The sequence below is a fragment of the Parcubacteria group bacterium genome (assembly GCA_041659505.1).
GTDB lineage: Bacteria > Patescibacteriota > Minisyncoccia > Moranbacterales > UBA2206 > UBA9630.
Genome location: JBAZYF010000001.1, coordinates 598,038 through 620,047 on the forward strand (window position 1 = coordinate 598,038; position 22,010 = coordinate 620,047).

Genomic DNA, 22,010 nt, shown 5'->3' on the forward strand with positions numbered 1-22,010 from the left:
TTTCAAAATTTTCCCTCTATCAACGGCAACCAATGGAAAATTTTGAAGAAAAAAGGCATTCTCAGGCAGGATTTTTTTAGAAAATACGACTGACTCGGGTAAACGCGCAAATCCTGTTTATAATTAAGCAGCCTTCTAAAAGGGGCTCGCCCCGTTATCGCGTAGCGATTTTACGGGGTTTTATATTTTAGGAATTTGTGCTAAACTATGACCATATGGGACGAAAAAAAAAGCTACAAAAAGAAAATAGCGCGAACAATAAAAACCAGGATTCGTATGAGTCTGACGGAACGGCGAAAAACAAATTGGATTTTTCGCTTTCGAGAGATGTCAAAAGAAATGTGGCCGGAGTGATTCTTTTCACTTTGGCGCTTTTGACTGCCTTGGGTTTTTTTGGCTATGCCGGGGTGGCCGGAGATTTTTTGAATAAAATAGTTGGTCAAGCGATCGGTTGGACGAAATTTATTTTTCCGATTTTTCTTGTCTTAGCTGGTATCATTTTATTTTTTCGCAAAGAAACAATTTTTTATGTAACAAAGTTAATTGGCCTCGCAGTGGTATTTTTGAGCATTACGGGACTATTCCACTGGTTTTTTGCCGCTTCCAAGATGCAAAAAATGGCCGAGGCCGGAAAAGGTGGTGGCTATCTTGGCTACGCCGTGGCTTATGGTTCGATCAAATATTTGGGCAATGCGGGAAGTTTGGTGGTCATTTTAGCCCTTTTGCTTTTGGGTGTGATTATTGCTTTTGAATTTTCGATCGTTAATTTCATTGAGCGATTCAGGAGAGAAAAAAATGATCAAGAAAGTAGCGAGCTTGATGATGCTGTCGATGATGCTTTGCCGCTGGAGTCGGAGCAGATTTTTCCAGTGGAGGAGGAAAGAGATGCTGATGTGCTATTGATGCAAAAAGAAAAAGAAGCTTTGGCAAAAGAAAATATTGCCAAGATTAAATTTGTCGAAGGGCGGGATCAGTTCGTCTCTTCCGAACTTAATAAGAATGAAGATGATGTGGAAGATGGACTTTTTTTACATAAAAGTATGGCGGCGGGAGCTGCCCATGGAGCGGGAAGAAAATCGAAAGCAAAGTGGAAATTTCCACCGGTGGATATCTTAGAAAAAGCTTCTGGCGTGGCTAAGGGCGGTGATGTTGATCTGAACGCGCAACTGATCGAGGATGCCCTGCGCAATTTTGGAATTGAAGTGGAACGGGGAGAAATCAAGACTGGACCATCCGTGACGCAATACAGTTTCCGTCCGGCAGTTGGAGTGAAAATTGCTAAGATTTTGGCTTTGCAAAATGATCTTTCGCTGGCCTTGGCTGCTCCGATCCGGATCGAGGCGCCGATTCCGGGAAAATCGATGATTGGAATCGAAGTGCCGAACAAGAGCTCTTCCTTGGTGCGCTTGCGGTCAATTTTGGAGAGCAAAGATTTTAAGAATCGCAAATCCAATTTGACGATCGTGATCGGAGAGGATGTGAGTGGCAACTATATTTTTGGCAGTCTGGACAAGATGCCCCATCTGATGGTTGCGGGAGCGACCGGAACAGGAAAGTCGGTTTGCGTCAATTCGATCATCACGATGCTGCTCTATCAAAATTCTCCCGAAGAGTTGCAGTTTATTATGGTTGATCCAAAACGGGTTGAATTGTCACTCTACAACGGCATCGGACATCTTTTGACGCCGGTGATTGTGGAAAATTCCAAAGTGGTCAATGCGCTGAGATGGGCGGTGTCCGAGATGGAAAAACGCTATAAGTTATTTCAGGAAGTTGGAGTGCGTGACATCATTTCCTATAAAGAAAAAATCAAAAATGGTGAAACAAGAAAATTGGTCGACTCAGAAACTGGTGAAGTAAGTGAGGAAGATTTGAAAAATATTCCCTATATCGTAATTGTCGTGGATGAACTGGCTGATCTGATGGGCAGTCATGGGAAAGAAGTGGAAGGCGCGATTGTGCGAATTGCGCAGATGGCGCGGGCTGTGGGCATCCATTTGATCGTTTCCACCCAGCGTCCGTCTGTCGAGGTCATCACTGGTCTCATCAAAGCGAACATCACCACCAGAATTTCTTTCCAAGTGGCAACCCAGATCGATTCGCGCACAATCTTGGATATGGCGGGCGCGGAAAAACTTTTGGGCAAGGGCGATTGCCTCTATCTCAGTGCCAACTCTCCCAAGCCGCAACGGATCCAGGGTGTCTTTGTGACAGAAAAAGAGGTGAAGGAAATTGTTAAATTTATCAAAGACGAGAATAAGCGTGACATCGTCGAGGAGGAAAAAGCGTCTGAAATCACTTCCGGCGGAGCTAGTTCTCCCGCCCAGGAACTGGACAATTTCAACGGGTTTAATGATGAGAATAATGATGAGCTCTACGAAGCGGCGAAAAAAGAAATAATGCAGTCTAAAAAAGCTTCTGCTTCATTTTTGCAGCGGCGTTTGCGCGTGGGATATGCCAGAGCGGCAAGACTTCTTGATATCCTGGAAGAAAAAGGCGTAGTTGGACCGGCTGACGGAGCAAAAGCGCGTGAAATCTATGGTCTTCCCGAAGAAGCCGGAACGGTCTATAATGATGATAATGCTGATCAACAGAAGCGGGATAAGTGGGAGATGTAAAAATATTTTGAGGTCACGATTTGTGACCTCAAAACAGAGATGTTATTGCATATTGCGCCTCAGGCGCTTTTTTATTTCCCTATGTTGGAATATCCAAGATAGCTCTTGCGGTCTTTTTCGACCAAGTCCCAGATCATTTCAAAGAGTTGGCGAAAAATGGTTGCCATATCAGCGTTTCTGAAGATGACCCCAAAAAGATATCTTTGTGAAACAATTGCGACAGAATCATCTAAGATCATTATTTCCAAGTTGCTATTATATTTATCAATCCTGATGGCTTTGACATTTATATTATACTTTTCAAGCACTTCGTTATTTAGATATTTTTCGATTATTTTAGGATGGAAGGATGTGAGGGCTCTTCTTTTGATTTTGTATTTTTCATGAGCTGAGTTTACTTCTAGAAAATAATCCAGAACTTCTTTGCTGGCGTCTACTTCATTGCCGAAAAAGCCGACATATTTTCTTTCTGCTTGGTTTTTTTCGCGCATAGTATTTATGACGAAGCCATATATTTGTTTTAGTCCGGAAAGTCCTTCGTAGTAGGCCACGCTGACTTTTTTGCCCCGTTCTTTTTTGACTGCCAATAGCTCTGGCAGTGCTCTTTTGGCCCACAGCATCCGCTCGTCCACAATTCGCCAGATATGCTCCGGTGTTTCCGCTTCGAACAGCAGTTTTTTTGCTCGCGGGATTTTGCGCACCATCCCTTTTTCTTGTAATTGTTCCAAAATAACATAGGTTGTGGGCTTTTTCAGTCCGCTTTTATTGGCGACGTTATAGGCAGTGGTCAGTCCCAATTGCAAAAGCGCCAAATAGACTTTGGCTTCTTTGTCGTTTAAACCCCAGTTTTTGACGGCTTCGATAAGATTCATAATGTTATGTCATTCCCGCGGAGGCGGGAATCTAGTGTAGAAACCAACATTAACGCACTTGGCTGTATACCAGCAAAAGTTATCTTAGCATAAAGAAAAAAATTAGTCAATATTTTTGATGATAATATATATGAATAGGCTAATTGTGGCTAATAAAAAGCACAATAAGACTATATAAAAATTTGATATTCATTGACTATTATATACTTTTACGCTATAGTGGCTTGTTAGGCTGAAATTTTGAACCATTTAAAATCAGACTTTGACGGAGCTCTTTAAAAATCTAAAAAGGAGGCTGTATGGTTAAAAAATCGAAGATGCAAACACAAAAGGACAAAGCCCGGGAAATTACTGGTTATCTGGTGGAATTTCTAGAAGATAACGGGATTGAATATTTTGGAGAATTTAGTGAGAAGGTTAGAAAACACTATAAACCGTTTTTTAAACCAGCGGTTCTAATGCTACTTGAAAAAAGAATCAGATGTGGAGATTTTCTGGATAATGTTATTGATAGTTTTTTTGATCTTGATGATTTTGTCGTAGCGGTGATTTCAGGAAGAAATGGCGATTTTATGGGTAGTATTGAAGATTTCTTGGCTGTTTGGTTAAAATCTGGCGAGGGTTTAGTAATGAGCGGAAACGGTTTTGCAAAAGAAGAAATGATGGTGATTCTTAAAAAATATTGGAAAAAAATCAGACTCGAAGCGGAATTACTAGAAATATCAACGTAGTAGAAAATATCCATGCCATGACTTTAAAAACTGAAAAGGAGGACTAGTGATGATTTTAGCTTGTATTTGTGGAGAAAAATTTTCGGAAAGAGAGGAAATCGTCGTCTGTCGTAAATGCAGAAAGAGGTTTTCTCAGAAAGAAGAACATTACCAGGAAGTAATCGCCTTAATAGATCCGCTTAAACTTTGCAAATCTGGTAAGAGCAGGCTTGTAGGTGTTCCACTTGAAATGGACAATGTTTTTATAAAAAGCTCATGTCCGAATTGTGGATTCCACAACCAAAACAGAGGCGATCTTTTCTTTAAGCATTTCAGCTAGTAAAAATTACTCAGAAGCAATAGCAAGGGAAAAGGGAATCACTCATCGCAGTGGTTCCCTTTTTAAATTTTTTGATAATTGTTACTAATCAAAAGACGCCCCAGCGGGGCGTCTCTACATCTTGCTGGGGGAATGCAAATAGGCTATACTTGAAATAATCGAAAAACAAAAATCAAAACAAAAATACGAAATAAATTAGGCCTAAATTAAAATGATGAAGGTTGTTTTTTTGTAATTTCGTAGTAATTTGTCCGCCTGCAACGCTATGCGTAGCATTGCGGGCAGGTATTTTTGTAGTGTATGACAAATGGCTTTACAAAAAGAAAAGTTGGGACGCTGACTTTGGGCGAGAAGCTCAAAAAGTTACGCTCGGACAAGCGGATCGCGCTCAATGAAGTTTCGCGCGTGACCAGGATCCGGGTGGAATATTTGCAATGCCTGGAAGATGGAAAATATGATGAGTTGCCGGCGGATGTTTATGTGCGGGGATTTCTCAAGAGCTACGGAGATTTTTTGGGGGTGGATGATCAGCAACTTGTTCGACTGTTTGAAAAAGAAAAGGGCATCAAGAAAAATCTGGAAAAAAGCAAAAATCCCAAAAAGATCGATACGAAGAAAAAATCGCTCAACATCTCCGCGTTCATTTTCACGCCTAAAAAAATCATTTTATTTTTTGTTGCCATCCTTGTGCTTGGCGCGTTTTTTTATCTTTACCATGAAGCCGGGTCATTGACTGACACGCCACGCCTGATCATCCTTAGTCCTGAATCAAATTCTCAGATTGATGGAAATTCTGTTTCTTTAGAAGGAAAAACGGATAAGGATGCGCAGATATTTGTTAATGATCAGGCAGTCTTGGTCGACGATGAAGGGAAGTTTAGAGAAAATATTTCCTTGCAACAAGGAATTAATGTTATCCGCGTCAAGGCAGTGAATAAATTTCAAAAGGAAACCGGAGAAAATGTGACTGTACAGGCTAAATATGCGGATGACTCAGCAGTGGCAATGAGTGATAATCCCGCGGCGGAGAATATGACCGATCAAAATGCTCCGTCGCGGGAGAGTGATGCTGTGCAGATCGAACTGACGGTTGATCCTGGTCCGGTCTGGGTCAGCGTCGAAGCGGATGGCAATTTGGTCTTTAGTGGGACGGTCTTGGCTGGCGCCGTGCAAAAATTCAGCGCCCATGATAAGATTACGATTGGATCTGGACAAGCTAATGCAACATTCGTTAAGCTTAATGGTGAGGATCGGGGAGCTCTGGGAAAAGAAAAGGGAGCGATTAAGGGAGTGGTTTTTGCTAAAAACTAAAAAGCATGGTAAACTATCACTAGCTCCTACGAAAGTATAAATAAGTGCCTGTCTGTCGGTAGGTAGGGATGTAACGAGCACGTGACAGGTGAGGCTATGAAATAGTTTTCTTCGATTTCTCTTCTCCCCTCGGGAGAGGATGTCACGAGCACGTGACAGGTGAGGGCAAGGGTTGCAGATTAAGATTAATCTAAGCTAATTTAGTTTTATCTCACTGTAACGCCCTTTCCCTCATCCGGCCTTCGGCCACCTTCTCCCTAAGGGCGAAGGGGATATAAATATATTTTTAGGTAATGCATGGTGCAAGCAATTAATAATATTAATAAAAAACCATTATGAAAGACGAAGAAAAAAAGGAGGGGAAAAACCTACCTACCGGACAGGCAGGCAAAGAGCAAGAAAAAGGGGTGGACAATGTTGTTTCGGAAATTCGGGAGAAATTTGGGGAAGGTGTGATTATGAAATTGGGGGATATTAAACACGTCGATGTAGCCTCGATTCCGACCGGTTCGATTTCATTGGATCTAGCCTTGGGCATTGGTGGAATTCCGCGCGGTCGCGTGGTGGAAGTCTATGGGCCGGAATCTTCCGGAAAAACCACTTTGACTTTGCATATTATTGCCAACACCCAAAAAGCCGGCGGAGTGGCGGCGTTTATCGATGCGGAGCATGCACTCGATCCAGAATATGCGCGCAGGATCGGTGTAAACATTAATGATCTTTTGATTTCTCAGCCGGACAATGGTGAGCAAGCGCTGGACATTGTGGACGCCTTGGTCAATTCGGGAGCGATCAATATGATTGTCGTGGACAGTGTGGCGGCGCTGGTGCCGAAAGCAGAAATTGAAGGTGATATGGGTGATCAGCATATGGGACGCCAGGCGCGCTTGATGTCACAGGCCCTGCGGAAACTAACAGCGATTATTTCCCGCTCAAATTGCACCGTGATTTTTATCAACCAGATCCGGATGAAAATTGGTGTGGTATTTGGCAATCCGGAAACGACGACCGGTGGAAACGCGCTGAAATTTTATTCTTCCGTGCGGGTGGAAGTGAGACGTTCGGCGCAGATCAAAAAGGGCGAGGAGATTGTAGGCAATCGGACAAAGGTCAAGATTGTGAAAAACAAAGTGGCGCCACCATTCCGCACAGCTGAATTTGACATTATGTATAATGAAGGGATTTCGGCTGCGGGCGACGTGCTTGACACGGGTGTGAAATATGAAGTAATCACCAAAAAAGGCAATTCCTATTCTTTTGGCGAAGTGAAATTGGGCGTCGGTCGCGAACCGGCTAAGGCCTTTTTGAAAGCTGATCAGAAGATGCAAGCGGAAGTCGTAAAGGGGATTATGAAAAAAGTGGCAGAATTGGAGGAGATTGCGAATAAGGAATAGGAGGAAAAATTTTCAATGAATTTTAATTTGCTAAAAGACAAATTAGTTTAATAATTTTTAATTTTAAAAAGTAATTATGGACACAACACATCCAAGCAAAGAAAGAACGCTGGTTATTATAAAGCCGGACGGAGTGCAGAGGACGTTAATTGGAGAGATTATCAAGCGTTATGAGCAAGTGGGACTCAAAATGATTGCTCTTAAAATGACCATCCCAACTGAGGATATGGCCACAAAACATTACTATGAAGTGGGCGGGGATGCGTGGCTGGAGGAAGTGGGCAGAAAAGCAGCTGCTTCTTATGAGAAAAAAGGTTTGAAATCTCCCTTTGCTACATTCAAAGAAAATGGTATCGCAATTATGAAAGCCAATGCTAAATATCTTAGCTCTGGACCGGTGGTTGCAATGATTTGGGAAGGTAATCAGGCTGTGGCGCTTGTACGAAAAATAACCGGAGGAACGGAGCCATTGTCTTCGGATATGGGAACTATTCGCGGAGATTTTACTTTGGATACTTATCAAATGGCAGATTTTGATCAAAGAAGTATCAGGAATTTAATTCATGCCTCTGGATTGACAGAGGAGGCGGAAAAAGAAATTCCAATTTGGTTTTCTGAAAATGAAATATTGAAGTATCGCTTAATTCAAGATGAAATTCTTTATGATGTGAATTTGGATGGGATTTTGGAATAAAATCCACCTCACCCTAACCCTCTCCTTGGTAAGGAGAGGGGATAAATGCGAATAACAAAAAATCCTCCAAGCTTTCGCAAGGAGGATTTTTTGATATTCACAAAAAAAAGCTTATTTTTCTTTGTTGGCAGTTTTAATGCAACGGGTGCAGATTCTGGTTTTTGTGCCATCAATCTTCTTGCTTTGCAAGTTGATTTGGAATTTTCGCAAGGTTTTGACATTGGAATGACTCACAGTGTGGCCCGTGCCGGAACCGCGGCCGCAAACTTCACATACTCGACTCATAAAATTAGGTATTAGTGGTTGATTTATTACAAGATATAAGGTAGCATAGGAATATAATTTTAGCAAGGGAACTCGTATGTCTAATGAAATTGTCCTCGTTGTCTTCTATATCATCATTTTGCTTTACTCGGTCATCATCCATGAGGTTTTTCATGGCGTGATGGCGCTGTGGCTGGGGGATACTACGGCCAAATATGCCGGACGGCTGACGGCCAATCCTTTGAGCCACTTGGATTTTATCGGCTCATTTATCGCGCCACTTTTTATGTATCTGTCTTTTGGCTTTGCTTTTGGTTGGGCGAAACCCGTGCCATATAATCCATACAATTTGAAAAATCAAAAATGGGGACCAGCGCTGGTAGCGATGGCCGGGCCGGGGATAAATTTAGCGGTAGCGCTTGTGGCCGCGCTCATTGCCCGATTTATTGCGCTTCCTCTGCACCTCAAGAAAGATATTATCAATCATTTCAACGAATGGTCAACAGTTTCTGGGGTAATTGCCGGATCGATCAGCGCCATTTTTTATGAACTTTTGATCATTGTGGTAATCATTAATGTTTTTTTGGCCTTTTTTAACCTCATCCCAATTCCACCATTGGACGGCTCCAAGCTTTTGTTTGCCATTTTTCCCATCAAAATCGAAACTCAAGCTATGCTCGAACAATTTGGTTTTATGCTCCTTTTGTTTTTTATTTTCTTTTTCACTTCCCCTTTGCGCATCTTTTTGGGTACAGCAATCAATGCCTTTTTGCGGGTTGCGATTTAGGGGTGGGTACAAATTGTACTGATCCTCTTGGTAGGATAAAGAAATTGCAAAAATAATAAAAATGTTTGACATTTTTTAGAAGAACTGTTAGTTTGTAAAATCAAATTGGCGGATTAGGGGAGGATTGTTCATTGGCATTGGATAAAAAAGGAGGGAAAATATGATAGACGATCAAATGCAGGAAGAGTTAAAAACACTCCGCGACGGTTTTGCGTGGAGAGGAGCGCTTATCATTAACCTTCGCGACGAGTTGGCAAAAGTTGCTAATATGAATGAGCAATTGGCCGATATGCTCGAAGCTGTTTGCGAGGAGAGCGCGCATCTTTCCCGTAAACTGGCCGAATGTGAAGAAATGATTTCTTGGCTAAGGAGTAAAATGGAAGAAGATGGTGCCAAGTATCGTCGTGAAGTTTCGAAACTGCTTGCGGATAAATTTATGCGCGATTTTGGCTCTAGATGCAGGTAGCTTTTTTTGATGTTCTGCGTTTTTTTCAATTAATCGCTGGTGCAATACACCAGCGATTACCCTAAAAAATTTGACATATCCACTACTTTCCTTTATGCTTACTCTGCTAGACAACTGGCAGTTTTTTTATTATACTCACTAGGAGTTGCGAGGATAATAAGCACTAGATATTTAAATCAAATTATTTTATTACGAGCCGCGAAATTAATGACAATGCGCTAAATTGAGCTTTAGCTGAGCTAGATTTGTACATTTCATAAATTCGCCCGCCTGCAACGCTATCGCGTAGCATTGCGGGCAGGTAATTCGTAGAGAAGAACAGATGCCAACAATCAATCAACTGAAGCGAAAATCCCGCTCGTCGGTCAAGAGCAAGTCTAAAACACCTGCTTTTAAGCATGTTTTTAATACTTTGAAAAACAAGCCCGTTCTCACGAACAGCTCGTTCAAACGAGGAGTCTGCCTCAAAGTCAGCACAACCACCCCAAAGAAACCGAACTCGGCTCTGCGAAAAATTGCCAGAGTGCGTCTCACCAATGGAATGGAAGTGACGGCTTATATCCCGGGCATCGGACACAACTTGCAAGAGCACTCCATTGTGATGCTCCGCGGTGGTCGCGTGAAAGATCTCCCGGGCGTGCGTTATCATATCGTGCGGGGAGTCTTGGACAGCGCCGGCGTGGCCAATCGCAAGCAAGGTCGCAGTAAATATGGCGCTAAGGTGGAAAAGGCTAAATCGTAATTAGAAAAAACTAGTAATTTATACATATGGCAAGAAGAAAAAGAGTATTTGACAAACACGTTAAGCCTGACACGAGATATGATAATCTTTTAGTAGGCAAATTTATCAACAGCATTTTACAAGACGGCAAAAGAACAACTGCCGAGCGGATCGTCTATGAAGCCTTTGATATCATCCACGAAAAGACCAAAAAAGGCGGACTAAACATCTTTGAACAAGCCTTGAAAAATGTCGCACCACTCGTTGAACTAAAATCTCGCAGAGTTGGAGGCGCCAACTATCAGGTGCCAGTCCCAGTTTTGGGCGAAAGACGCACAACTTTAGCCATCCGTTGGCTAAAAGCGGCTATTTCTTCCAAAAAAGGCAAAAAGATGGCGGAAAAATTGGCTGATGAACTGATCGAAGCTTCGAATAAAGCTGGCGCTGCGATGAAAAAGAGAGACGATGTGCATAGAATGGCGGATGCGAACAAGGCATTTGCTCATTTCGCGTAGGAAAAATGGAAAATGCAAATCTCAAAATGGAAAATGACAATGTAAAATAAAAAATTTTATATTTAAAAAATCATTTTGAATTTTAAACTGTAATTTTTAATTTTGATTTTTAAATTTTAAAATTAGCTATGCGTAAATACCCAATCGAAAAGTATCGTAATATCGGAATTATCGCTCACATTGATGCGGGAAAAACAACGACGACCGAGCGCGTGTTGTTTTATACTGGTGTCACGCACAAAATCGGTGAGGTGCATGAAGGTGCGGCCACGATGGACTGGATGGAACAAGAGCAGGAGCGCGGAATCACCATCACTTCAGCGGCGACCACTTGTTTTTGGAAAGATTGCCAGGTGAATATTATTGATACTCCGGGCCACGTGGACTTTACCGTGGAAGTGGAACGGTCACTCCGCGTGCTGGATGGCGGTGTGGTTGTTTTTGACGGCAAAGAAGGAGTGGAGCCTCAATCGGAGACAGTGTGGCGTCAGGCGGACAAATATAGTGTTCCACGCGTTTGTTTTATCAACAAAATCGACAAAGAAGGCGCCGATTTCTACTATGCCTTGAGAACTATCTGGGATCGTTTGACTCCTAACGCTGTGGCTTTGCAAATTCCGATCGGAGAGCGCGGTGATTTTGCTGGCGTGGTGGATCTGATCAAGATGAAAGGCTATACTTTTGCGGGAGAAATGGGAATTGAAGTGATTGAAGGAGAAATCCCGGCTGAACTTTTGGACAAAGCAAAGGAATGGCGAGAAAAGATGGTGGAAAAAGTTTCAGAAACAGATGATGCGCTGACGGAAAAATTTTTGAACGGCGATGAGATTTCACAGGAAGAACTGAAAGCGGCCATCCGTCGTGCGACAATCGCAACAACACTTGTCCCGGTCTTTACTGGAACAGCATTGCGTAATAAGGGAGTGCAATTGGTTTTGGATGCAGTTATCGATTATCTTCCATCTCCGCTCGACGTACCAGCCATCAAAGCAACTGATGTGCGCGATGAAACAATCGAAATTGAAGTGAAGCAACAAGACGACGCGCCGTTTGCCGCGTTGGCTTTCAAGGTGGCGACTGATCCCTATGTGGGACAATTGACTTTTTTCCGTGTGTATTCGGGAGTTTTAAAAGCGGGATCATACGTGCTCAATTCTTCTAAGAATGAAAAAGAACGTATTGGACGAATTTTGCAGATGCATGCTAATCACCGGGAAGAAATTTCCGAGATTTATGCGGGCGGAATTGGAGCATTGGTGGGAATGAAAAATACGACCACTGGCGACACTTTGTGTGACATTGAAAATCCGGTGCTGTTGGAAACAATCACTTTCCCCGAACCAGTGATCTCGATTGCGATTGAACCAAAAACGAAAGCTGATCAAGAGAAGATGGGATTTGCGCTGCGAAAACTGGCCGAAGAAGATCCAACGTTCAAGGTGCGTACAGATGAGGAAACCGGACAAACAATCATTTCCGGTATGGGCGAGTTGCATCTGGACATTATTGTGGATCGCATGAAACGCGAATTTAAGGTGGAAGCCAACATCGGTCAACCACAAGTAGCTTATCGGGAAACGATCCGCGTCAAAGCGGAAGCGGAAGGTAAATATATCAAACAATCCGGTGGTCGCGGACAATATGGACATTGTTGGATGCGCGTCGAACCGCAAGAGCCAGGCAAGGGATTTGAATTTGTTAGTGAAATTAAAGGTGGAGTCATCCCGCAAGAATATATCACGCCGATCGAAAGAGGTGCGAAGGAAGCAATGGAATCGGGAGTTGTGGCAGGGTACCCAATGGTGGACATCAAAGCGACAGTTTATGACGGATCATATCATGAAGTGGACTCCTCGGAAGCCGCTTTCAAAATTGCCGGATCGATGGCGTTCAAGGAAGCTTGTAGGCGTGCGAAACCGATGCTACTTGAGCCAATCATGAAAGTGCAAACCATCACCCCAGAAAACTTTATGGGTGATGTGGTGGGTGATATCAATGCTAAGCGGGGCATCATCAAGGAAATGGGTGACCGCGGAGAAGGTAATGCGCGCGTGAAAGTGATTGACGCAGAAGTGCCATTGTCCTCGATGTTCGGTTATGCAACACAGCTCCGTTCAATGTCACAGGGCCGTGCCAACTATGCGATGGAATTTTCCCACTACGCCGAAGTGCCAAAGAATGTGGCAGAAGAAATTTCAGGAGGCAAAAAATAGTTTAAAATTTACAACTTTTCCAAAAGACAACTCCGAGAGGGGTTGTTTTTTGGCTCTTTAAGGCTTGCAATATTTTCAAGTAATGATACAATATCAGTATAATTATTTAAAAACAAACTGCCTTTGTCCCGGTGCGTATTTGGGACTACGGCGTGTTGAGAAAAAAATGAATGATTTAATAAATATAAAAGTGATTCAAAAAGATTTTAATGGGGAGAAGAAAAGATTTGTTAGTGCTAGGGAGTTGCACCGGTGGTTAGGCGTTGGAAAGTTCTTTGCTAATTGGATAAGGGATAGAATTGAAAAATATGATTTCGTGGAAGATTTGGATTATTTCGTGTCCATTGCCAAATTTGGCAATGGATTTGATGGCTCAACTAAAGGAAAAATTACTGACCCCAAAACTGGAAGAGTTTTAGCTAGGAATTATGTTATCTCGGTGGATATGGCCAAAGAATTGGCAATGTTGGAAAATAGCGAAATTGGAAAAATGGTCAGAAAGTATTTTATCCGAGTGGAAGGTGATTTCAAAAAAGTAATGCGAGTCGCCAAAATGGATCCCAAATTTATCAATCAGTTGGCGAGCCAGTTCTTTGAAACTAGAGAAGAAACGAAAGAATATCGTCGGGATTTCACGGATTGTATTAAGGATTTTGTGGCCGTGAAAAATTATGGAACATACACAGATATGCTATATAATTTTCTGTTTCTGGAAAGAGCCAAGGAATATCGCAAACTTTTGAATCTCGCCAAAAAAGATTTTACCAGAAATTATATGTATGAAGAAATAATTTTTATTATCGGCGCTTTTGAAACAGGGCTTTCCGGCGAGGTGGAAAAAGTAGCTAAAAAATTAAAAAGAATGCTAACACAAAAAGAATTTGAAAAAATTTTCCAAGAATTTTCCGCTCAAAGGAATTGGCTGGTCTATCAAAAAAGGGCGAGAAATATTATGGCAACTTACGACGAAGAATTGCGTCGAATAAAGCATCCGAAGTTGATTGATTATCGCAAAGAATTCAGCCAGGAAGATATTCAAAAGTTGTTAGGGTGAAATCCTCGTCGGTTCAGTGTCTCCCGACCTGAACCACTCAGTTCTTACTAGGCTATAGCATAATCGAGAGCTTATTTTTTATTCGCGAGCTGATTAGAAATAAAAGATTCCCTCCAGAGGCGGGCAGGCAAGTCAGAGGCGTGAACCGACGGCAGATCTTGCTTTTTTTGTCTTCGCCAAATTTGGCGAAGGATTTTTTTTCCAAATCGGTCATTTTTGCTATAATTAAAACTAATAAATTTTAGAGGCTTCCATAGAGGCCTCTATAGAAGCCTCTAAAAAAACTATGCCGGAAAAAATGAAACAAATTTGGGAAAATAATCGCCGATGGATTTTGGTTGCTACTAGCTTGGTTATTTTTTTGTGTATCATTTTGGCGAGTAATCAAGTGGCCGTGAAACAAGCAGAGGATTCCTCGATTGCGCAGATTGCGGAGCTTGAAAAACAGTTGGCGGTGGAGAAAGAAAAAAATACTACGTCTGCCGACAAAACTTTGGCGTCGGCAGAAGAATCCGCCAAAGTCGAGCGGGTGATTGATGGCGACACGATCAAGCTCGAGAGTGGCCAAGTTGTGCGCCTGATCGGGATCGATGCGCCGGAATCGGTCGCTCCGGAAAAACCGGTGCAATGTTTCGGGCCAGAAGCGAGTGAGGAAAGTAAGCGACTCCTGGAAGGCAAAGAAATCCGGATGGAAAAAGATGTGTCCGAAAAAGATCAATACGGGCGCTTGCTTCGTTACGTCTGGGTCGGTGACATTTTCGTAAACGACTATCTCGTCCGCAATGGTTTTGCCCGTGCCGATAACTTTCCGCCGGATGAAAAATTCAAAGCAGAGTTTTCTCAAGCGCAAGCGGAGGCGAAGAATAATAAAAGGGGGTTGTGGGGGAAGTGTCGGTAGAATTTCGTATCTAAGTCAAATGCTTGACAAATGCAGTAAATAATGCTAAAAAAGTATGTTGTGGCTTAACAATTTGCAGTTAACAAAAGGGAATTCACATTTGAAGTTGTTGCGGTAAACAATTTGTCAAAAGGAGAGGCGGCATGTTTTACACTTTGATTAATACCGAGTTTCTTTATGTGGAAAAGTTGTATCGTAAAAGAATGATCGATACACTCGAGAGCATTCAATGTAATGGGTTCTCGAATCTGTTTGTTTCTTCTAACGGAGGACAGAGTATTGTTGCTGAACTGGGAGTCCAACGGCTCATGCCAAGAAAAATTACCACAATCGGTGGCTACAGTATCAGGTCAGCAGCGCTGGATATTTTTTTGTGCGGAGCTAATCGGTTAGCCTTTTCTGATTCAGTGTTCTTTTTCCATGAGGCGTCTTATGAAAGTGATGGTCGCCTGATCCGAGAATCCGAGGCGGAGCTTGCGGTGGAGATTGAAAAACTCACCTACAAGTATCAGCAAAGTGGTCATTTACTACGGCGATTGGATCTCCTTCGGAGGGCGAACGAGCTCACTGGGCAAATACTAGCGAGACAGACCAAGCTTTCATATGGTCGTGTTCGCGAATTGATGCTTGGAGACGGATGCCAGATGAATGCCCGAGAAGCTTTGTTTTATGGGCTCGTCCATGAAATTATCCCGTGCTCGTACGTCGATTTTGATCATGATTCAATTTGACGTCTGAGTCCGGAGAAAATTGCCAAAACATTCAACAAAAGCGATAGAAGATAGGCTTATCTTCTATCGCTTTTATAATTTTAGCTGGAGTTAGAAATTATTCTGCTGCAATGCGCAAATAGGCGTCAGGTTGCGCAAAGGATTTTCTTGTAGTAGAGTTAATAACCAGTACTTTCCAAACATGCAATAACTTCAAATATACAAAATTCTAATCACGTTATTATTTGAAAGGAGGCTTCTTATGACTTTGGAGCGAGTTTCGGAGTTAGAGCAGGCCATCCCGACTATTAAGCGTTGGGATGTTGTGGAGCTTATGGCTTTTTATGGCCTCAAAAAACAAGACATCTGCCCTTTGTGTGGAGAACCAAAAGGCTGGGGAATTGTTTGTATGCGCTGCCTTGGAATTTATGGATCCAGGGGAACTGCATTGGTCATGGCGGAAGTTGGACGGAAGAAGGTGGGTATCGATGAGCGTTACCTTTGGTTTTTGTATGTCGGCAAAAATCTTTCTCTGCTTTGGGGCAAGCGGAATGGACACAACCAGAAGAAAGTGAAAAAAATTCTGATGCCTATTGATGATTTGCCTGTCCCAGAAGAACGAATTATTGAAGCTAAAGTCTCGGAAGAAAAACTTCCGGAAATTCGGAACGCGGACGTGCAAATTAACGAAACAGTGGCTGTGAACGCGGAACCAGTGGTTGTGGTGTCGGTCGATGAAAACAGCGCACCTGAAGATGTGGCTTTCCTGCCAGACAGGCAAATTGAAATTATGCCCGGAATGAAAATCTGGCATGACATCGCATTGACTTTAGCTCATGGATCAATATACGAAAGAGTATCTTGCTCGGTTTGTAGAGGGCAAAAGGAATCCAATCGATGGATGTGTGGCAACTGCTTTAAGGAATTCAGGGAGCAGGGATTGGTCGCACTGAAAACATATCTGGCGGAACTAAACCCCAGAATTTATGTTTATCCTGATGGTTCGCATATCCCTGATGACAAGGAAAGTGAGGTAATCATCAAAATCGCGTATAATCTTCTCTCGTCCAATTTTCAAGGATATGTTCCTGGCAATCCATGGGAACTCGCTTGCACTATTAGAACATTGAGAGGGGTGCATGACAAAATCCCTATGGCAATTCTGGCTAATATTGCCCGAGAGGCCTTGCGGCGCAGAGCAGTGAAAGGTCAAGAAGATCAGGTTTTTGTTCTAAGAAAACAAACTTCAGTTTCTGAAAAATCTGAATTGGCAGAATCGATTTCAGTTTTTTCCGGCATGAAAAATTTAAAGGAAGACACGAATATTGCACAAGCTTTTTTAGCCTTTTTATCCGACGCCTATTACTGCTGGAATATTAAGGAAAAAGCCAATGGTGGTAAGCCGACGAAAGAAAAGTTTGCGAAAAAAGTCGGATATAACGTTGCCTCTTGGCATTACTTGAAATATCCCAAAAAGTATCCGGGAAAATCTGGGATATCAGTTGCAAAAGCGAGGGAGATTGCGGTAGCGATGAACACTACTCTCGAAGAAGCTCTGGCAATCGGTCAAACGTTTTTAAACAAAACGGTTTAGGTGTTTTCAATGAGAGTATATTGTGGATTTTTTTTAGCTCGGTTTCTGGGTAATGCCCTGGAAGCCGAGTTTTCATTTCCAGGTTGAAATTATAGTCAGCCACTTCAATAGAGGCTTCTATAGAGGCCTCTAAAATTTTTTAGTTTGCTGCTGCATTTGAAAACTAGTTTTTTGTTGAAACCTCCCTTTTTTGCTATAATCCACAAATGGAAGAACCGGAAAAAACATTTTCCCCGTTTGGGGCGTGGGTCATGCGAGTGAAAGAGAAAATTGAAAAAAATGCGGGCGTACTATTGGTGCTCGTGTTTTTGCTTTTTTGGTTGGGCGTGTTTCTGGCGCAACCGGTCAATCTGGTCAGTATTGATTTGGGGCGCCACATTGAAAACGGGCGCTATTTTTTTGCTACGTACAAAATTCCTGATACCAACCTCTATTCCTATACCTATCCGGATATTCCTTTCATCAATCATCATTGGGGCTCGGGCGTGCTGTTTTTTCTGATCTGGAAAGTGGCTGGAATTGCCGGGCTGTCATTTCTCTATATTGTGCTTAGTCTCATTACTTTTAGCATCCTGTTTTTTATGACCAAAAAATTCGCCGGGCTACCGCTTGCGGTGCTGGCGTCCACGCTAGTCATTCCGCTCATCGGTGAGCGGACAGAAGTGCGGCCGGAAGTGTTTAGCTATTTTTTTGCGGTGATTTTTTTTCTTTTGCTTTGGAGATATAAGAAAGGCGAGTTGAAAACTGACTGGCTGTTTCTTTTGCCAATTTTTGCTCTTTTTTGGGTCAATCTGCACATCTACTTCATTTTCGGTATCGGGCTTATCGGACTGTTTTTGCTCGACACCGTGCGGGAAAAAAACTGGAAACAATTCAAGATACTATTTCTAGTCTTAGTCCTAACTATTGGCGCGAGCCTTGTGAGTCCCTTTGGAATCAGGGGATTGATTTATCCCTTAAATATCTTTCGCAATTACGGTTACCGCGTCTTGGAAAATCAGTCGGTCAGTTTTTTGACTAATTTAGGGTTTATTAACAATCCTAATCTGATTATTGTTAAAATAGTTTTACTGGTTCTGTTTTTAAGTACAGTTGTGCTTTTCATAACTAATCGAAAAAAAATCAACTGGCCGCTTTTGGGACTTTCCGTTACGGTGGGCATTTTGGGCTGGAGCGCTTTGCGCAACTTTTCACTGTTTGGCTATTTCGCCTTGCCGGCGCTGGCCTATAATTTGAAATATGGGTTTGGAAGAAAAATCGATCTCAAAGATGGCACTGTGCAGACGTTGATTTTTGCGTTAGCGGGTTTGTTTTTTTTCACGTTCAGCTTTCTTTCTCAAGGAAAGCTTATGCAAGCGAATGGAAACACGGCGCAAGCTGATCAAAAAGCGCAGGAAGCTTCAGCCGTTTTTTTCCGAGAGAATAATTTGAAAGGGCCGATTTTTAATAACTACGACATCGGCAGTTATTTGATTTTCCATCTTTATCCTCAAGAAAAAGTATTTGTCGACAATCGGCCGGAAGTTTATCCTGATACTTTTTTTCAAGACATTTACATCCCGATGCAAGATGACGACGCAGCTTGGCAACGAGCGAATGAGCAGTATGATTTTAATGTGATCTATTTTGCCACGCATGACGCGACCAATTGGGGGCAGGATTTTTTGGTGAAAAGAATCAAGGATCCGCAGTGGGCGCCGGTCTTTGCTGATGAATACGCGATTATATTTCTCAAAAGAAATGAGCAAAACGAGGCTTTAATTTCGCGGTTTGAGATGTCGCAGGATCATTTTAGGATTACGAGCGCACCCTAATCCTCCTCGCCCTTAGGGAGAGGATGTCACGTACTCGTGACAGGTGAGGGAAAAGGGCGTTGATAAAAAAGAAAAGCGTTGTTAATAGAAGGGGTGGTTATTGAAAGGCTTCTCCCTCATCCGGCCTTCGGACACCTTCTCCCTAAGGGCGAAGGGGATATAAACAAAGCGCGCTAATAATTTTTTTTAATTATGCAAAAAGTCTCCGTCATCATCCCGGCCTATAATGAGCTGAACACTTTGTCAGCTATTTTGGAGCGCGTCACTATCGCTTCGACATTGGACTGTGAAAAAGAATTGATCGTCATCGACGACCATTCGACTGATGGGAGCTACGAATTGTTGATGGAATTACAAAAGAAATATACTTTTGTTCTCAAGCGGCACGAGAAAAATTTTGGCAAAGGTCGAGCACTACGCACTGGCTTTTCCGTCGCGACTGGAGATATCATTCTCATCCAGGATGCTGATTTGGAATATGATCCGACGAATTGGGTGGATCTTTTGGTGGAATTTAAAAAACCGGAAACGCAAGTGGTTTACGGATCAAGAAATATTAGTCCCAAGAGACGAGGCTATGCCTCTTGCATTCTTGGTGTAAAAATTCTAACTGTTGCGATCAATCTGCTTTATGGCGCAAAACTGACAGATAGCTACACGTGCTATAAATGTTTTCGAAAAGTTTGTCTAAATGATATAAAACTGGAATCAAATGGCTTTGAGATCGAAGCAGAGTTGACAACTAAATTTCTTAAAAAAGGCTACTCTATCAAAGAAGTAGCGATCAGTTATAACCCGCGTAAGTTCGAAGAAGGCAAAAAAATCGGTTGGCGGGATGGAGTCTTGGGGCTTTGGGTGATCATAAGGAATCGTCTTTAATTATATTTGACAAGGTGGGGATTCTGTAGTATGCTGACACGTTGTTCAAGAAATGAGTGTTTTTTTGAAAATAGTATTTCATCGGGAAATACTTAACAAATGATTAAGAGAAACAAGGGAGGTTCGTGATGGGAAAAATTGTGTTTTTGTTTGTACTGTTTAGTATTGTTGCTGCCGCGATAATATTTTGTATTGCTCGGATACGGTCTGAGAAAACAAGGTTTGAGAATGCAAAGCGGCGGTTTGATGCGGCTCTTAACAAACTTCTTGAGCTTAAGGATGACTATTTTGTCAAGGCGAAAAGGGAGGATTATCTTGAAGCAGAAGTTCGCTTATTAAAGCATTCTGCGGGAAGCGATCCGGTTGAATGGTATGACCGGCACGCTGATGAAGTAGAAGCGATACTGGAAAGTCCATTTGTCTATTTGAGACGCAAAGTTTATGATCCTGTTGATAACAGTCTTTTGCGGGAAGATGCAGTGGAAGTTGCCTGCGATCACCCGACAGCCGGAAAAATTTACATAATGGTCAATCAATGGAATGTTGACAAAGTTGATCAGATCTTTAGGCGCAAAACAAAGTATCGTGCCAGCAGGCGTTTTTATCAGATGAGAATGGATCGGGAATTGCCGCAAGACACAACAGTTATTCACCAGGACGACGGCATAACTTTGACCGATATTTTACTACTGAATTATCTCCTTACTGATCGCCATGTGCCAGTTCGGGAGTATTACGAAGAACCAACAGTACGGCGCTCACACCCCAATGACGGCAATATGGATATGTTGCACGCCGGCCATGAAGATCTAATATCCGATATGTCTTATCCGCGAGCTAACGATGACAATGCGATTATCGCGACATCCGACAGGCCTGGCGTATTTGGCTGGGTATCTGATTCTGCGCCTGATCAAAATGCTCCTGCTGAACATCAATTCGGCGGCGGCGATTTCGGCGGAGGCGGTGCCAGTGGAAGTTTGGACGATGGACCTGTAATTGTCGATCCGTTCGAATCAGCTGGTCACAGTGAGTCTGATTCTGGCGCATCGTCCGAAATTCACGATGACGCTCCGGCCGAAACTCCTGCAGATTCATCATCGCCTGAGGCCGACACAAGCTGCTCTTCTGACGACGACTAGGAAACCTTAGATTCGTCAAATTGAAGAATGACTCGAAAAAATTTCGCCAAAGCCAGTCCTACCAGCTAGGATTGGCTTTATTTATTGGCTTGACAGATTGGGGATTATTTGGTACTGTTTCAAGTTCTTTGAGAAGTGAATGTTTTTTGGGAAATGTTTTTTGTATCGTGGGATGATTCCATTAATAAGTTAGAAATGTTAAGGAGGCCTCAATGGTCAGATCGCTTTTGTTGGGAGTATTGACTTGGTTTTTTATTGCCCGGATAGTTTCTTTGTTTCACAAGATGTTTCCGACCAAGGCTCAGGTGGCTATGGCAAGAGCGCGTTTTGCCAGCACTCTTTGTAAGTTGCATAATCTGAAGGAAGAATTTTATGTTGAAACGAAGTTGAAGCACTTTATTCGCGAAGATGCTTACTTGGTGGCAGGAAAATTCCGGGGCAATCCGATAGTCCGGTATGAACATTTGATCGATGAAATCGAAAACATATTATATCATCCTGCTGGCTATCTGAAGCAGAAAGTCCGCGAACCGGTCAGTGATAGTCTTTTTCGAGAAAAGGAGGCAGAAGATGTAGTCAGACCACTGGCTGATGGCTACATGATTATTATGAAGCCTAATGAGCGGGGAGTGTATAGCAAAATCGATTCAAATGGTGATTTTGCATGACCCACCAAACGCAGCCTATTTACAGCAGCGGCTCAAGCGCGTGGCGATGCGCTTGTGGTTGAGACTGACACGAGCATAACCCAAATACAAATTTAGACAAGCCAATTCTAGTAACCAGAATTGGCTTTATTTTTTTAAAATTAATACTTGACATTTTGCAGGAAAAATGATAGAGTCCGATGTTATTCATTTGATGGATAATAGGGAAAGTACTTTGAAAATATTGAGGAAATATCAACTATTTCAGGAACTGGAGGTGCCTGGAAAAAATGATTTCGTTTGTTGTGGTAGTGACTTGTAATTTTCAGTAGTAATATCAAAAACTATTCTAAGTTAGGAGGGAGCT

Annotated in this window: 20 protein-coding genes; 18 read left to right on the plus strand and 2 right to left on the minus strand. The window is 42.5% G+C overall.

The window, feature by feature from the left end; translation table 11 throughout:
• The first annotated feature begins 215 nt into the window (after nt 1-215).
• The gene (locus tag WC848_02750; protein MFA5961573.1) at nt 216-2,618 is read left to right on the plus strand and encodes a DNA translocase FtsK 4TM domain-containing protein; all 2,403 of its coding nucleotides are present in this window, start codon (nt 216-218) and stop codon (nt 2,616-2,618) included.
• Nucleotides 2,619-2,689: 71 nt separating this feature from the next.
• Here the strand turns inward: WC848_02750 and WC848_02755 are convergent, their stop codons facing one another.
• Nucleotides 2,690-3,490, minus strand: a complete 801-nt coding sequence (locus tag WC848_02755) for a helix-turn-helix domain-containing protein (protein ID MFA5961574.1) — start codon at nt 3,488-3,490, stop codon at nt 2,690-2,692.
• 317 nt (nt 3,491-3,807) lie between these two features.
• Here WC848_02755 and WC848_02760 point away from each other — a divergent pair, with 317 nt between their 5' ends.
• The 4 genes from WC848_02760 to WC848_02775 all read left to right on the plus strand — a co-directional run bounded on the left by WC848_02760 (nt 3,808) and on the right by WC848_02775 (nt 7,939).
• On the plus strand, nt 3,808-4,221 hold the full coding sequence (locus tag WC848_02760; GenBank protein ID MFA5961575.1) for a hypothetical protein: 414 nt from the start codon (nt 3,808-3,810) through the stop codon (nt 4,219-4,221).
• A 619-nt stretch (nt 4,222-4,840) separates the two neighbouring features.
• The gene (locus WC848_02765) at nt 4,841-5,851 is read left to right on the plus strand and encodes a RodZ domain-containing protein (protein ID MFA5961576.1); all 1,011 of its coding nucleotides are present in this window, start codon (nt 4,841-4,843) and stop codon (nt 5,849-5,851) included.
• 335 nt (nt 5,852-6,186) lie between these two features.
• Nucleotides 6,187-7,245, plus strand: coding sequence for a recombinase RecA (gene recA / locus WC848_02770; protein MFA5961577.1), 1,059 nt, complete (start codon nt 6,187-6,189; stop codon nt 7,243-7,245).
• A gap of 76 nt (nt 7,246-7,321) precedes the next feature.
• Complete coding sequence (locus WC848_02775) at nt 7,322-7,939, plus strand: nucleoside-diphosphate kinase (protein MFA5961578.1); 618 nt, start codon at nt 7,322-7,324, stop codon at nt 7,937-7,939.
• Nucleotides 7,940-8,050: 111 nt separating this feature from the next.
• Here WC848_02775 and rpmB read toward each other — a convergent pair whose 3' ends face one another.
• Nucleotides 8,051-8,224 (minus strand): 50S ribosomal protein L28, encoded by a 174-nt coding sequence (gene rpmB, locus WC848_02780; protein MFA5961579.1) that lies wholly within the window; start codon nt 8,222-8,224, stop codon nt 8,051-8,053.
• Nucleotides 8,225-8,300: 76 nt separating this feature from the next.
• On the opposite strand from rpmB, the gene WC848_02785 reads away from it, so the two are divergent.
• The 13 genes from WC848_02785 (at nt 8,301) to WC848_02845 (ending at nt 21,664) form a co-directional block, all read left to right on the plus strand.
• Nucleotides 8,301-8,990, plus strand: coding sequence for a site-2 protease family protein (locus WC848_02785; GenBank protein ID MFA5961580.1), 690 nt, complete (start codon nt 8,301-8,303; stop codon nt 8,988-8,990).
• A gap of 160 nt (nt 8,991-9,150) precedes the next feature.
• Nucleotides 9,151-9,456, plus strand: coding sequence for a hypothetical protein (locus tag WC848_02790; GenBank protein ID MFA5961581.1), 306 nt, complete (start codon nt 9,151-9,153; stop codon nt 9,454-9,456).
• Between the two features lie 322 nt (nt 9,457-9,778).
• Nucleotides 9,779-10,198: a 30S ribosomal protein S12 gene (rpsL, locus tag WC848_02795; protein MFA5961582.1), complete on the plus strand. Its 420-nt coding sequence runs from the start codon at nt 9,779-9,781 to the stop codon at nt 10,196-10,198.
• A gap of 26 nt (nt 10,199-10,224) precedes the next feature.
• Nucleotides 10,225-10,692 carry a 30S ribosomal protein S7 gene (gene rpsG / locus WC848_02800; GenBank protein MFA5961583.1) on the plus strand — a complete coding sequence of 156 codons (468 nt, stop codon included), beginning with the start codon at nt 10,225-10,227 and terminating at the stop codon, nt 10,690-10,692.
• A gap of 128 nt (nt 10,693-10,820) precedes the next feature.
• Nucleotides 10,821-12,905 carry an elongation factor G gene (gene fusA, locus WC848_02805; protein ID MFA5961584.1) on the plus strand — a complete coding sequence of 695 codons (2,085 nt, stop codon included), beginning with the start codon at nt 10,821-10,823 and terminating at the stop codon, nt 12,903-12,905.
• A 166-nt stretch (nt 12,906-13,071) separates the two neighbouring features.
• Entirely contained in the window at nt 13,072-13,959 is an 888-nt protein-coding gene (locus WC848_02810; protein MFA5961585.1) for an antA/AntB antirepressor family protein, read from the plus strand.
• Nucleotides 13,960-14,257: 298 nt separating this feature from the next.
• Nucleotides 14,258-14,857, plus strand: a complete 600-nt coding sequence (locus WC848_02815; protein MFA5961586.1) for a thermonuclease family protein — start codon at nt 14,258-14,260, stop codon at nt 14,855-14,857.
• A gap of 203 nt (nt 14,858-15,060) precedes the next feature.
• On the plus strand, nt 15,061-15,588 hold the full coding sequence (locus WC848_02820) for a hypothetical protein (GenBank protein MFA5961587.1): 528 nt from the start codon (nt 15,061-15,063) through the stop codon (nt 15,586-15,588).
• A 241-nt stretch (nt 15,589-15,829) separates the two neighbouring features.
• Nucleotides 15,830-17,161, plus strand: a complete 1,332-nt coding sequence (locus WC848_02825) for a hypothetical protein (protein MFA5961588.1) — start codon at nt 15,830-15,832, stop codon at nt 17,159-17,161.
• 206 nt (nt 17,162-17,367) lie between these two features.
• Complete coding sequence (locus WC848_02830; GenBank protein MFA5961589.1) at nt 17,368-18,975, plus strand: hypothetical protein; 1,608 nt, start codon at nt 17,368-17,370, stop codon at nt 18,973-18,975.
• A gap of 192 nt (nt 18,976-19,167) precedes the next feature.
• The gene (locus WC848_02835; protein ID MFA5961590.1) at nt 19,168-19,854 is read left to right on the plus strand and encodes a glycosyltransferase family 2 protein; all 687 of its coding nucleotides are present in this window, start codon (nt 19,168-19,170) and stop codon (nt 19,852-19,854) included.
• A 425-nt stretch (nt 19,855-20,279) separates the two neighbouring features.
• Complete coding sequence (locus tag WC848_02840) at nt 20,280-20,996, plus strand: hypothetical protein (GenBank protein MFA5961591.1); 717 nt, start codon at nt 20,280-20,282, stop codon at nt 20,994-20,996.
• Nucleotides 20,997-21,208: 212 nt separating this feature from the next.
• Complete coding sequence (locus WC848_02845) at nt 21,209-21,664, plus strand: hypothetical protein (GenBank protein MFA5961592.1); 456 nt, start codon at nt 21,209-21,211, stop codon at nt 21,662-21,664.
• Nucleotides 21,665-22,010 lie beyond the last annotated feature (346 nt).